Here is a 13,998-nt window from a genome sequence, read left to right as displayed (position 1 = left end):
CCCCACACCCTACACCCCACACCCTACACCCCACACCCTACACCCAATCCCCACACCCTAACACCCAATCCCCAAGACCGGATTGCTATATCATAATAAACACAGGGGAAATCTTAAAAAAATCGAGAAAGTTTTCCCCCTCGATTACTTTTTCCCATAAAAAAACTGCACTAGAGGTAACTGTTAATGGTCGTTAGTCGTGATAAGGCTCCCACGGCACAGGAAACGTTTATGCAAATGGCACAGGCGGCCGGTTTACGCGGTCGCTTGTTGATTACATTGGGTTTACTGATTCTGCTCCGTTTTGGGATGTTTGTACCGATACCCGGTTTGGATCGGGCAAGATTAGCAGAAATTATTCAAAGTAACGCCGCTTTGGGAATCCTTGACCTGTTCACCGGGGGAGGATTATCGACGTTAGGGATTTTTGCCCTCGGCATTCTTCCCTATATCAACGCCTCAATTATCGTGCAACTGCTCACCGCTGCCCTTCCTTCTTTGGAAGATTTACAGAAAAATGAAGGAGAGGCAGGACGGCGAAAAATTGCCCAAATTACCCGTTATATTGCCTTTGGTTGGGCAATTATTCAAAGTATCGGTATTACTCTTGGTTTATTGGTGGCTAACGGCGTTGTGGCTGGAACTTTACCCTCGATCGCCGCTACGGTTCTCGCTTTAGTGGCCGGTTCTATGTTCGTGATGTGGATTTCGGAACTGATTACGGAACGCGGTCTGGGAAATGGAGCATCTTTGCTGATTTTTGTCAACATTGTCGCTGTTTTACCGAAAACCCTCGGTGATACAATTACTTTTGCTCAACAGGGGGGCCGACAAGCGATCGCTCAAGTGGTGATTCTCTTGCTGGTTTTCCTGGTGATGATTATCGGCATTGTTTTTGTTCAGGAAGGAACCCGTCGGATTCCGATTGTTTCTGCCCGTCGTCAGGTGGGTCGTCGTCTCTATCGGGAAAGAACCAGTTATCTACCCCTACGACTCAATCAAGGGGGCGTGATGCCGATTATTTTCGCCTCGGCAGTGTTGGTCTTACCTTTTCAATTGGTGCAAGCTTTACCCACGGATAACCCGGTCGGTCAGGTTTTAGTTCAGTTGGTTAATGCCCTGCGTCCCGATAGTTGGGGTTATGTGGCTTTTTATAGCTTACTAATTCTCGGTTTTAGTTTCTTCTACGCTTCCCTGATCGTTAACCCCAAGGATATGTCCCAAAACCTGAAAAAAATGGGAACCAGTATTCCGGGGATTCGACCGGGGACCGCTACTACTAATTATCTGGAAGGGGTGCTGAATCGTCTCACCCTTTTGGGCGCTCTCTTTTTAAGTTTGGTGGCTACTGTGCCGACTGTAGTAGAAAGCGCCACCGGTGTCACCACTTTTCGCGGTTTGGGGGCAACTTCCCTGTTAATTCTGGTGGGGGTGGCGATCGATACGGCGAAACAAATTCAAACCTATGTCATCTCTCAACGCTATGAGGGCATGATTAAACAGTAGTTAGATAGTCAGCCAGTGACCTTTTAGCGGTTACTGGTTATTTTTACCCTTAAAACCCTATATTTAATCCATGAGCAAACGGATCGGTGTGATATTTTTGGGACCGCCCGGATCGGGAAAAGGGACCCAAGCGGCAAAATTAGCGGAATCTCTGACGATTCCTCATATTTCTACCGGTGAAATTTTACGTCAAGCAATTACAGAGAAGACAGAACTTGGTCAACAAGCACAAGCTTATGTGGAAAAGGGCGAATTAGTCCCCGATGAGTTGTTATTAGGTTTAATTCAGGAACGTTTAAAACAGCCTGACAGTGCTAAGGGTTGGATTCTTGATGGTTTTCCCCGCACGGTGGCACAGGCGAGCTTTTTAGACGCATTACTGGAAGAATTGGCCGATAGTTACACATTTGTGGTTAATTTGGCTGTACCAGATACGGTCTTAATTGAGCGTCTCATGCAACGCGGTCGTCAAGATGATACCCAAGAAACGATCGCCCGTCGCCTACAGGTTTATATCGACCAAACTGCCCCCGTTTTAGATTATTACGGTCAAAAGGGGACTCTTAACCATATCGACGGTAATCAACCGATGGACGCGGTTACTGCCGCTCTAACAGCAGTTGTCACTCCTGTTTAAAGTTTCTCTCAGTCAGTAATCAGTAATCAGTCAGTAAAAATTACAACTTTTTATAAGTTTTTTATATCAAACAAGCTTTAATAGTTGAGAATATTTAAATTCACACTTCGCAATATTTATCTTTTCTTAAGAATTTATTAAAAATAATTCTCATTTGTTTACGAGGTTGCAATACTTCCAGCGATTATGGTATAATTTCGCAGTATGAAATGATGGGTTTTTATGTGCTTTTTAGGGTTTTAGCTATCTGTTGATCCTGAAAACCCTTGCTAAATCTACACTCAGCTATTTGGGAACAGCAATAAATGGAGGTTAAAGAGCCTTTTAAAACCCAACCCGTTGATCAATTAATTGTGTAGTTTTGTTGCAAAGAGAAAGTTTTTTTGACAAAAAGAACAGAATATGCTGCTAAGTGATCCATATTGCTTTTATTTGTTCTCCCCACACCCCACACCCCAATCTCCTATAGGGGAAACTTTACCCTTGCCCCTGCGTCTTGAGCCTCTAAGCAAATAAGCGCCACGCTTGCGATAGAATAGATCGGACTTAGCCTAAATGGGGTCAGCGAAAGAATGTGCGGAATTGTTGGCTATATCGGAACCCAAACAGCGATCGATATTCTCCTAGCTGGATTGGAACGTTTAGAATATCGGGGTTATGATTCGGCAGGGATTGCCACAATTCTCGAAGGTGAATTACATCGAGTCCGCGCCCAGGGAAAACTCTACAATCTACGGGAAAAATTAGAACAGGAAGTTAATCCCTCCCAAATTGGCATCGGTCACACCCGTTGGGCAACCCACGGCAAACCCGTAGAAAGTAATGCCCATCCCCACACCGATAACAGTCAACGGGTGGCAGTGGTACAAAATGGCATTGTCGAAAACTTTCAGGCATTAAGAACAGAATTAAAGGGGAAAGGCTGTATATTTGACTCAGAAACCGACACAGAAGTTATTCCCCATCTAATCGCCAGTTATCTACCCAAACCTAGCGATGAAGAATACTTGGGGGTGAGTCCTTTCCTCAAGGCAGTTTTAAAGGCAATTGAACGTTTAGAGGGTGCTTTTGCCCTAGCGGTAATTAGTCCCGATTATCCCGATGAATTGATTGTGGTGCGGCAACACGCCCCTTTAATCATCGGTTTTGGTCAGGGGGAGTTTTTCTGTGCCTCCGATGTCAGTGCTTTGGTTCCCCATACCCGGGCAGTGCTGTCCTTGGATAATGGCGAAATCGCTCAGTTAACACCCTTGGGAGTGGAAATTTATAATTTTGAAGGGAAAAGAGTTCGTAAAAGCCCCAGAGTCCTCGATTGGAGTCCGACCAACGTAGAAAAACAGGGTTATCGTCACTTCATGCTCAAGGAAATCCACGAACAACCAGGAGTGGTGCGCGACTGTTTAGGGACCTACCTGCATCCCCATTGGACATCACAAAATGGGGATAATGTCAACCCGATAAATCTTAATTTTTCTGAGGAAATTTACGAAAATTTAGAACATATTCAGATTTTAGCCTGTGGAACCAGTTGGCACGCTAGTTTAGTCGGTAAATACTTGATTGAGCAGTTGGCGGGTATTCCTACAGGGGTACAGTACGCCTCGGAATTTCGCTATGCACCCACCCCCCTGATGCCCAATACTTTAACCATCGGGGTGACGCAATCGGGGGAAACAGCCGACACTTTAGCGGCGTTGGAAACGGAAAAACAGCGTCGTTTAGGATTAGGAAAAAAATATCAGGCCCGGATTATCGGTATTACTAATCGCCCCGAAAGTACCCTAGCACAAATGGTCGATCAGATTATTAATACCCAAGCGGGGATCGAAATCGGGGTGGCGGCAACTAAGAGTTTTACAGCACAGTTATTGGGTTTTTATCTCTTAGCTTTGGATTTATCCTATCGTCGTCAAACTTTGTCCTTAGAGAGGATCGAGGAAATTATTAATGAACTGCGATCGCTGCCAAGATCGATCGAAACTGTCTTAGAAAAACAGGAAAAAGCGATCGAAGAATTGGCCCATGAATTTAATGACACCCAGGACTTTATTTTCTTGGGACGGGGGATTAATTTCCCCATTGCCTTAGAAGGGGCCTTAAAACTCAAAGAAATCAGTTATATTCATGCGGAAGGCTATCCAGCAGGAGAAATGAAACACGGACCAATCGCGCTTTTAGATGCAAAAGTTCCCGTAGTAGCGATTGCGATGCCGGGGGTAGTTTATGATAAGGTTCTCTCCAATGCACAGGAAGCAAAAGCAAGGGATGCGCGGTTATTGGGAGTAGTTGCTGACAGCGATACGGAAGCACCAAAAGTCTTTAATGATTTATTGTATGTGCCGGAAGTTGAGGAATTATTATCGCCAATTTTAACAGTAATTCCCCTACAATTGCTCTCCTATCATATCGCAGCCCGTCGCGGTTTAGATGTGGATCAGCCGCGCAATTTAGCCAAAAGTGTCACGGTGGAATAGGGTTCGGTTGGGGGAGATTCAGCTAATCTAAGGATAGGCGGTTAAAATGCGTCTTAGCTTACATGGGCATTTTAATTTTTTATTCTTGATAAACATCTTGTCGGTGTCCGATTCTAGTAACCTTTATTATTTTATCATTATCCTCTATTGTGTAAACAATGCGGTAATCACCAACACGAAGCCGATACATTTTATCTTCTCCTTTTAGTTTTACAACACCAGAGGGACGGGGATCTTGCTGTAATTTCTCAAGACTGTCACTCACCCGTTGCCTAATCGAAGAAGGTAATTTTTTAAATTCTTTAGCCGCAGAGGTTTTCAATCGAATTTGATAATTACTCATCGAATGTATTTTCTGTTTCTAATTCTTGTTTTAATTCATCCCAAGAAATTTCTGATTCATTTTCTCGACTACGAGAGACTAAAATATCAGAAAAGTCTTCCCAAAGCTCTCCCCATTCTTCTAAGTCAATGAGAACAGCTTTCTTTTCCCCTTTTTCATTAATCACAAAGTTAATTCCTTTCATAATTGTTTGATAACTTGAACTTATATAGGAGCGATCGATCTTTGTGTCCTTTGTGTCTTTGTGGTTTGTTCCACCTCCTCGCCAGTTTTAAGTAGGTAGGCGTTAAAAATTATCAGATGCCCCCCTTATCAAGGGGGGACTAAGGGGGGAGCGGCACTCCCCTTATCAAGGGGGGCAGGGGGGATCGAACCTAAAATCCATTTTTAATTCAATTATAACCAGCTACTTAGAATATATTTTACCCAGAAAACCTAAGAGACCCCCGATTTTCAGTACAATATTACTGCAATATTAAAAGCAGTGAACAAATAAACAGCGATGATCACCGGCGAATTAAAATCCAAAATAGATAAACTTTGGACAACCTTCTGGAATAACGGCATTAGTAACCCGCTTTCGGTAATCGAGCAGATTTCCTATTTACTCTTCATCAAGCGCCTAGATGACCTAGAACTAGCTAAGGAGCGTAGGGCCCAACGATTAGGCGAAAATCTCGAAAATCCCACCTTTACCCCCAGCCAACAGCATATCCGTTGGTCCCACTTCAAAAATCTCGATGATGCCGAGACAATGCTCCAGATTGTCCGGGATGAAGCGTTTCCCTTTATCAAAGATCTGGGGCAATTGTCCAAGGGTAGCACCTACGCTAAACACATGAAGGACGCGGTGTTTCTCATCGCGTCTCCGGCGCTGCTGGGGACAGTAATCGAGCAAATTGAAAAAATCCCCATGGAGGATCGGGACACCAAAGGCGACCTTTACGAGTATATGCTCTCGAAACTGAGTACAGCCGGGACTAACGGACAGTTTCGCACACCGCGCCATATTATCAAAATGATGGTGGAGTTATTAGCACCGGGACCCCGGGAGGTTATCTGTGATCCGGCCTGTGGCACAGGAGGCTTTTTAGTAGCGGCTGCCGAGTATGTGCGGGAGTTAAAGGACAGCGAGGGGGGACGTTTGCTCCATGAACGCGGCAACCTAGAGCATTTCAATAACCAAATGTTCCACGGTTTTGATTTCGATGGGACGATGTTACGCATCGGCAGCATGAACCTGATGTTACACGGTATCGAGCAGCCGATTATCGAGGCCCGGGATTCCCTATCGGAGGATCACGCCGGGGTAGAGGATAGTTTTACGATGATTCTGGCTAATCCACCGTTTAAGGGTTCGGTGCAGAAGTCCACTATTGCCAAGGATTTATCGAAAATCATCGACACCACTAAAACCGAGTTATTATTCATGGCCCTGTTTTTGCGCTTGCTGAAGACGGGGGGAAAAGGTGCGGTAATTGTGCCGGATGGGGTGCTATTTGGCTCGTCGAAAGCCCATAAGGACATCCGCACCATCTTGGTGGAGGAACATAAGCTAGAGGGGGTGATATCGATGCCGTCGGGGGTGTTTAAACCTTACGCGGGGGTATCTACCGCAATCCTGATTTTTACGAAGCTGGGGGTAAGGGAAAAGGGGACTGACTTCGTTTGGTTTTATGACATGGTGGCGGATGGTTTCTCTCTCGATGATAAGCGCCAACCGATTGCCGATAATGATATCCCAGACTTGCTGCGCTGTTGGCAGCAACGCGACTCCGCTAAGGATACCAATCGCACTTCGACAAAGCTCAGTGACCGCACAGGGAAGGCGTTTTTTGTGCCTCGCGAGGAGATTCAAGCCAATGCTTATGATCTATCAATTAACCGCTATAAGGAGATAGAGTACGAGGAAGTGAGCTATGAGCCGCCGAAGGTGATTTTAGAGAAGTTAAGGGCTTTAGAGGCTGATATTCGTCAGGATTTGGACGCATTAGAGGAGATGTTAGGAGATTAGGAGATGAAAAATCTACAGCCATTAGACCTACATCCTCTCAAAACCGAATCCGAGTATGAGGCCGCTTTACTGGAGATTGAGTCGCTTCTGGAAGTACCTCCGGGGACACCGGAAGCAGCGTGCTTAGATTTGCTTGCCACACTGCCATCCGATCCCCCCCAACCCCCCTTAAAAAGGGGGGAGAAGAGTTTATAGTAGGGTGGGTTAGACGGCAACAATCTAGGCGTTAAAGTCAATCTAACAATCCGTCGTAACCCACCGATTTAGTCCACCGAAAGGATATTTGATTTATGTTTGAAAATAAGATTGATCAGGTTTTACACGCATTAAAGGAGATGTTGGGATGAAGCTATATACAAGTAATAAGGGTGTTTTTCCCGATGACTGGAAAATAGTTAAACTCGGTAGCCTATGTGATTTACAAAATGGCTATGCCTTCAAATCAACGGATTACGTTGACTCTTCTAATACACTGAGTTGTCGAATGAGTAATATTCGACCAGATGGGGAATTTGATCTAGATTATCATCCAAAATTTCTACCTGATCCATACGCAGATAAATATCAACAATTTTTGCTGAAAGATAATGATGTCATAATTGCTATGACCGACATGGCAACTGAACCGAAAATATTAGGAGTTCCAACTGTTGTCTCTACTAAGGGCAGAAATGTTTTACTTAACCAACGTGTAGGAAAATTAGTCATAAAAGATAAAGACTCTATTTTTTTTCCCTATCTCAAGCGTGTTTTAGGTACAAATAGGGCAAAACAACATTATTTACGGTTTGCTGGCGGCGGAGTGCAGATAAACCTCAGCAAGGAAGACTTATTAAGCCTAGAAATCCCCCTCCCACCCCTCGAAGAACAGCGAAGAATTGCGGCAATTTTGGATAAAGCGGATGGGGTGCGACGCAAGCGCAAAGAGGCGATTCGGTTGACTGAGGAGTTATTGCGATCAACTTTCCTAGAGATGTTCGGTGATCCTGTTACTAATCCGAAAGGGTGGGAGGTTATAGACTTAGGAAAAATTTCTCAAATACAAGGTGGATTACAAGTAACACCAGCAAGAAAAGAGCTGCCGTTAGAAGTTCCTTATCTTCGGGTGGCAAATGTTTACAGAGATAAGCTTTTACTTGACGAAATCAAAAACATCCGAGTAACTTCTTCTGAGTTGGAAAGGATAAATATGAAAGCAGGGGATATACTTATCGTTGAAGGTCATGGGAACAAGGAGGAAATAGGAAGATCTTCTGTATGGGATGGTTCCATCGAAAATTGCGTTCACCAAAACCATCTTATTCGCGTCAGACTCGATCCCGATAAAGCAGAACCTATCTATATCAGTGCATATCTTAATTCTGCGGGAGGTCGTTGTCAATTAACAAAATTTGGAAAAACGACATCTGGCCTTAATACGATTAGCACTTCAAACGTAAAAGCGACAAAAGTTTTATGTCCACCGATTGAGATGCAAAAAAGGTATCTGGATTTTCAACGAAAGTTGACAGAAGCTAAAAATGCCAGCGTAGAGCATCTTGAACAATCCGAAAATCTCTTTAATTCCCTTTTACAAAGAGCATTTAGGGGGGAACTGTAGCCATGGCATCCGGCGGATTACTGCCATAATCTTGTGGGAAATGCCATTAAAAAAGACCGTTGGACAATTAACCAAGATTCCTATTATCTCACACTGTCATGAGGGAAAAACCTAGATAAAATAACCGAACTTGCTGTTTTTTTATATAACTGTTAAACAATAATCAGGTAAAATATAGAGATAGCCAAAACTTTGGGAATAATAAAGTTATAGACTGGGGAGCGCAATATGGACTCAAACTTCTCCTTCCTGCGAGATCAATTCCCGACAATCTACGATCATGCCAGCCAAGCGGAGGGATTAGTCTTCAGTAACCCCCGGGCTAGTTGCTTCTATACCCGTTTTGTCCTAGAACAAATGGTCTGCTGGCTCTATGAAAACGACCCCTACCTGCAACCGCCCCGGGACAATAGCCTAGGCGCTCTCATCCACGAGCAAACCTTTAAAGATAACCTTAAACCAGGACTTTTCGGCAAAATTCGCACCATCCACAAAGTCGGCAACAACGCCGCCCACGATACCAGCCTCATCAGTGAACGGGACTCCCTGCACCTGATCGAGGAACTATTTCATCTCACCTACTGGCTGGTGCGCTACTATGGGCAGAATGGGCGAAAATTGGGCGATATTAGCTTCGATCGCCAGAAGATACCCCCGGCCGCACCCCCCGCTCCCAAACAACTGCAAGACCTGGAAAAACGCCTGTCCCAAAGCGATGCCCTGCGCCAATTGGCCGAAGCAAAACAGCGCCAAACCGAGGCCGAACTCGCAGCCGCTAGGGCCGAACGGGATGCCCTCCTCGCCCAAAATCGAGCGATCGCTGACCGGCACGACTACAACGAAGCCGACACCCGCCGCTACCTGATCGATGTACTACTCCAAGAGGCCGGCTGGGATACCAAAGCAGCCAACGTCACTGAGTTCGAGCTGCAGGGGATGCCCATCCAAAAGCCCGGAGATACCGGACGCGGTTTCGCCGATTATGTACTATGGGGCGACGACGGCAAACCCCTCGCCCTCGTGGAGGCAAAACGCAGCAGCAAAAGCGCCGACAGCGGACAACAGCAGGCCAAACTCTACGCCGACTGCTTAGAAAAAAACTACAACCAACGCCCCGTTATTTTCTACAGCAACGGCTATGAAACCTATCTCTGGGATGATCTCGCCTATCCCCCCCGTCCCGTCCTCGGTTTCCTGCGAAAAACCGAGCTAGAACGGCTAATTTTCCGCCGTTCCCACCGTAAACGCCTCAGGGACACCGCCATTAACGAGGATATCGTCGGCCGTCCCTACCAGAAAGAGGCCATCCGCCGCATCACCGAAACCTTTGAAGAAAAGTGCGCCCGTAATTCCCTCTTGGTTATGGCCACCGGAACCGGCAAAACCCGAACTGCGATCGCATTGGTGGAACTGCTCAAGAGCGCCAATTGGGTAAACCGAGTCCTGTTTCTGGCCGATCGCAATGCCCTATTAAAGCAAGCCTATCGAGCCTTTCAGCGGCATCTACCCAGCGTTACCGTCCTGCATCTGACCCGCAGCAAGGACGTGACGGGGGCTAACGTCCTCTTCTCCACCTATCAAACCATGCTCAACGCCATCGATCACATGGATGGAGAGGGGCGAATCTTTGGGGTGGGTTATTTTGACCTAGTGATCATCGATGAGGCCCATCGCTCCATTTATCAGAAATACGGCGAAATATTCGATTATTTCGATGCCCTGCTGGTGGGGCTAACTGCCACGCCGCGCTCGGAAATAGACCGGGACACCTACCGCATTTTCCAGCTACCCCAGGGCGTGCCTACCTTCGCCTACGAGTTAAATGATGCCGTTAGGGATGGCTACCTCGTCCCCCCCAAGGGCGTTACTGTACCGTTTAAGTTTCTGCGTACTGGGGTTAAATACAGCGATCTAACCCCACAGGAGCAGCTAGACTACGAGGAGAAGTTCCGGGACGAGGAAAGCGGCGAACTACCGCAGGCAATTAACGCAGCTGCCTTTAATGACTGGTTGTTCAATATCGACACCGTGGATCAAGCATTAGAATTATTGATGCAACGGGGGCTAAAGGTCAACAGTGGCGATCGATTGGGTAAAACGATTATTTTTGCCCGTAATCACCGACACGCCCAATGTATCTGCGATCGCTTTAACAGTAACTATCCTCACTACAAAGGTCATTTCGCCAAAATTATTGACAGTCACGACAAATACGCCCAGAGTCTGCTCGATGACTTCAGCGAGGTCAACAAAGAACCGATTTTGGCCGTCTCGGTGGATATGCTCGATACCGGCGTAGATGTGCCGGAAGTGGTCAATTTGGTCTTTTTTAAGCCCGTATTCTCCCGGGTGAAGTTCAATCAGATGATCGGGCGCGGGACCCGTCTCTGTCAGGATTTGTTTGGGTCTGGCAACCATAAAACCGAGTTTCTGGTCTTTGACCTCTGCGGGAATTTCGAGTATTTCGAGCAGGATATCGATGAAACAAGCCAGAAAATACCCGAAAGCCTCACCAGTCGCCTAGTGAAACATCGCCTCGAGTTGGCAACCCGTCTCGCTCCCTCCAAGCCAAGCGCGACACCTAGGGCAAGAGAGCAGTCCTCTACTTACAAAGTCGATCGATCCGGCGACCTATACACGAGTTTGCTCGATGCACTCCATCAACACATCGCCACCATGCCCCGGGATAATTTCCTCGTGCGTCGTCGCTTGCCGCAGGTGGAAACCTTTAGTCAGCGCCAGCGTTGGAACAACCTCAGTCAGGAGGACGCGGCCACCATTGCCGACTGCTTGGCCGGTTTACCCAATAGTCTGCCCAATGAGGATCCCCTGGCCAAGGAATTCGACCTTCTCTGTGTGAAACTGCAATTAGCCATTCTCAAGGCCGACCGTATTTATGAGCGATTGCGGGACAAAGTGCGGGATATTCTCGGTCAACTGGAGACTAAGCCCGATATCCCGATGATTAAGGGACAATTGGCCTTTATTCGCGAGGTGCAGGACGAAAGCTGGTGGACCGGCGCAACGCCGTCGGGAGTGGAGGGGATTCGGGTGCGTGTCCGGGATCTGGTCAAGTTTATTGATCGCCAAAAGCAGCAGATCGTGATCACCGATTTTGTCGATGAGATGGGGGAGGTGCAGATTGTCGATATTCCCACCCATCAGACCGGTTTTAGTCGCGAACAGTATCGCCGGAAAGTCGAGGCCTATATCCGTCAGCATCAGGATCACCTTGCGATCGCTAAGTTGCGGCGCAATATCCCCCTAACGGACAGGGATTTATCTGCCCTAGAGGAGATGCTATTTTCGGCCGCAGAAATTGAGAGCCGTCAGCGTTTTGAGGAGGTTTTTGGCCAGACGAAAAGCCTCAAGCTTCTGATCCTGGAAATCGTCGGACTTGATCCCGCAGGGATCCGCGTAGCGGCACGCCAGGCGGCTAAACAAGCTTTTGCCCGTTATTTGCAGGGGACAAACTTCTCGGCCAATCAAATCCGTTTTATCGAAAATATCATCGATATGCTCGCTAAAAACGGAGTTATCAATCCGGGGGCGCTCTACGAGCCTCCCTTTACTGATAACCATCCCGAAGGTCTAGATGGGATGTTTAATGATCAGGAAGCTGATCGGATCGTCTCGATTTTGCGAGCGTTTAATGAGTCCGTTGATGCGGTTTAAGAACAAGCGCGGTTGATGTAATTGTAATAACTGATCACTGATCACTGATCAGCCATTCCGATGCCCTTTCACCCAGATCTAGGGGCAGACTAACCGCTTTACCGAGACGGGGACGCTCGCGGGTTTCGCGGATAAAAGCTTGAAATTGACTAACACCACCCCATTCGTGGAGATAATTAGCGATCGCATTGAGATGTTCCAAATATTCAGACTCGGAGAGGGGAAAAGAAGCTTGTTCGAGATATTTCCACATTACCTGGACATGAACCTTATCTTTGATGCGTCGTAGCTGGATATCGTAGGAACGACCCCATTTTTCTAGTAATAATTGCTGTAAGTCCACACCCGTCATGGTTGCTATCGCTTCTCAGATGTCAGTCAGTCAATTAATTCTAACTTACTTTTAGCTGCTGCCCCTAGGTTAGTCCGCCGCCCTTCGATTCAGAGAAATTCCCATAAAAAAGTTTTTTTCGGTACGGCGAGTATGTAAAATGGAATGTTGATCTTTCTTGGCCTAAACAGCATTTCATGATTTCGAGTAACGACTTTCGGAGTGGCACAACCATCGAGATAGATGGCTCTGTCTGGCGGGTGGTGGAATTCCTGCACGTCAAACCGGGTAAGGGATCGGCCTTCGTGCGAACCAAGTTAAAAAATGTCCAGACCGGCAACGTGGTAGAACGGACGTTCCGGGCCGGGGAAACCTTGCCCTCAGCCACGATCGAAAAGCGTACCATGCAGCACACCTACAAAGAAGGCGATCAGTTTGTCTTCATGGACATGGAGACTTTTGAGGAAGCAACTCTCACCCCGGTACAAATGGGCGATCAAGCCAAGTATCTGAAAGAAGGAATGGAAGTTAATATTCTCTTTTGGAATGAGCAAGTGTTAGATGTGGAATTGCCTACCTCGGTAATCTTGGAAATCACCGATACAGATCCGGGAGTCAAGGGAGATACGGCCACCGGTGGCACCAAACCGGCGATCGTAGAAACGGGAGCGCAGGTGATGGTTCCTCTGTTTATTTCCATCGGTGAAAGGATTAAAGTGGATACCAGGGATGGTTCCTATCTGGGACGGGAATAATTGTGATGAGAAGCCCAGAAATAAGGGCTTAGGGACGGGTTTAGGACTAAAGCCAGTGTTCTGAGCCTATTTCCCAAAACTTAGCCGCTAGATGGGAAAAATCGACGGTTTGGTGGGGGCGAATTTGGATTTGTTGCTTTTTATTTGCGGGGGGATTTCAGCGCGGTGACTATTGATTACAACGAAATTCGAGAACTGATCAAAACATTGGCAGCAACGGATATCAGTGAATTTAGCCTGAAAAGTGCAGATTTGGAGCTAAATATCCGCAAAGGAACCGTTAATACTGCCCTTGGGCCTCTCCCCGCTCCCTTGCCGGTGGTGACGGTCCCGGTCGCCCCTCCAGTGGTAGCCGCCAGTCCCACCCTGGCCCTGGAAACCCCCACTCCCGAACCCGCGGCCGCCGCTATTGATAAAAAATGGCTGGCGATTACCTCTCCCATGGTCGGCACTTTTTATCGCGCTCCCGCTCCCGATGAACCCTCTTTCGTGGAAAAAAACGATCGAGTCCGGGTCGGACAAACGGTCTGTATTATCGAAGCGATGAAGTTGATGAACGAAATCGAAGCGGAAGTGGCCGGGCAAATCGTCGAAATCGCCGTCGCTAACGGTGAACCGGTAGAATTTGGCCAGACGTTAATGTGGGTTAATCCCGAATAGATA

Annotated in this window: 12 protein-coding genes; 9 read left to right on the top strand and 3 right to left on the bottom strand. The window is 47.0% G+C overall.

Going from position 1 to position 13,998, the window contains the following annotated elements:
* Positions 1-186: 186 nt before the first annotated feature.
* The 3 genes from secY (at position 187) to glmS (ending at position 4,617) form a co-directional block, all read left to right on the top strand.
* Positions 187-1,506 carry a preprotein translocase subunit SecY gene (gene secY, locus N0824_RS14700; RefSeq protein ID WP_002780096.1) on the top strand — a complete coding sequence of 440 codons (1,320 nt, stop codon included), beginning with the start codon at positions 187-189 and terminating at the stop codon, positions 1,504-1,506.
* A 70-nt stretch (positions 1,507-1,576) separates the two neighbouring features.
* Positions 1,577-2,143, top strand: a complete 567-nt coding sequence (locus N0824_RS14695; RefSeq protein WP_108937286.1) for an adenylate kinase — start codon at positions 1,577-1,579, stop codon at positions 2,141-2,143.
* Positions 2,144-2,715: 572 nt separating this feature from the next.
* Entirely contained in the window at positions 2,716-4,617 is a 1,902-nt protein-coding gene (gene glmS / locus N0824_RS14685) for a glutamine--fructose-6-phosphate transaminase (isomerizing) (protein WP_108937285.1), read from the top strand.
* Between the two features lie 79 nt (positions 4,618-4,696).
* Here glmS and N0824_RS14680 read toward each other — a convergent pair whose 3' ends face one another.
* Complete coding sequence (locus tag N0824_RS14680; protein WP_002733564.1) at positions 4,697-4,960, bottom strand: type II toxin-antitoxin system RelE/ParE family toxin; 264 nt, start codon at positions 4,958-4,960, stop codon at positions 4,697-4,699.
* On the bottom strand, positions 4,953-5,144 hold the full coding sequence (locus N0824_RS14675; RefSeq protein WP_002734734.1) for a hypothetical protein: 192 nt from the start codon (positions 5,142-5,144) through the stop codon (positions 4,953-4,955). Before N0824_RS14675 ends, N0824_RS14680 begins: the two co-directional genes overlap by 8 nt.
* A 318-nt stretch (positions 5,145-5,462) precedes the next feature.
* Here N0824_RS14675 and N0824_RS14670 point away from each other — a divergent pair, with 318 nt between their 5' ends.
* From N0824_RS14670 to N0824_RS14655, 4 genes are all read left to right on the top strand, one after another.
* Positions 5,463-6,974, top strand: a complete 1,512-nt coding sequence (locus tag N0824_RS14670; RefSeq protein WP_108937284.1) for a class I SAM-dependent DNA methyltransferase — start codon at positions 5,463-5,465, stop codon at positions 6,972-6,974.
* A 3-nt stretch (positions 6,975-6,977) separates the two neighbouring features.
* Positions 6,978-7,169 (top strand): hypothetical protein, encoded by a 192-nt coding sequence (locus N0824_RS14665; RefSeq protein ID WP_104397518.1) that lies wholly within the window; start codon positions 6,978-6,980, stop codon positions 7,167-7,169.
* Positions 7,170-7,317: 148 nt separating this feature from the next.
* The gene (locus N0824_RS14660; protein ID WP_108937283.1) at positions 7,318-8,574 is read left to right on the top strand and encodes a restriction endonuclease subunit S; all 1,257 of its coding nucleotides are present in this window, start codon (positions 7,318-7,320) and stop codon (positions 8,572-8,574) included.
* Positions 8,575-8,802: 228 nt separating this feature from the next.
* A complete protein-coding gene (locus tag N0824_RS14655) occupies positions 8,803-12,249 on the top strand; it encodes a DEAD/DEAH box helicase family protein (RefSeq protein ID WP_108937282.1) in 3,447 nt (1,148 codons plus the stop codon).
* 34 nt (positions 12,250-12,283) lie between these two features.
* On the opposite strand, the gene N0824_RS14650 is transcribed toward N0824_RS14655, so the two are convergent.
* Positions 12,284-12,601, bottom strand: coding sequence for a DUF3067 family protein (locus N0824_RS14650; RefSeq protein ID WP_002732720.1), 318 nt, complete (start codon positions 12,599-12,601; stop codon positions 12,284-12,286).
* A gap of 176 nt (positions 12,602-12,777) precedes the next feature.
* On the opposite strand from N0824_RS14650, the gene efp reads away from it, so the two are divergent.
* Together efp and accB are read left to right on the top strand one after the other, a co-directional pair.
* The gene (gene efp / locus N0824_RS14645; protein ID WP_108937281.1) at positions 12,778-13,335 is read left to right on the top strand and encodes an elongation factor P; all 558 of its coding nucleotides are present in this window, start codon (positions 12,778-12,780) and stop codon (positions 13,333-13,335) included.
* 165 nt (positions 13,336-13,500) lie between these two features.
* The gene (accB, locus tag N0824_RS14640) at positions 13,501-13,995 is read left to right on the top strand and encodes an acetyl-CoA carboxylase biotin carboxyl carrier protein (protein WP_108937374.1); all 495 of its coding nucleotides are present in this window, start codon (positions 13,501-13,503) and stop codon (positions 13,993-13,995) included.
* Positions 13,996-13,998 lie beyond the last annotated feature (3 nt).

The sequence above is a fragment of the Microcystis sp. 0824 genome, assembly GCF_003112475.1.
Taxonomy (GTDB): domain Bacteria; phylum Cyanobacteriota; class Cyanobacteriia; order Cyanobacteriales; family Microcystaceae; genus Microcystis; species Microcystis aeruginosa_C.
The sequence above is the reverse complement of the archived record's forward strand: the minus strand, read 5'-3'. Positions and strand labels throughout refer to the sequence as shown.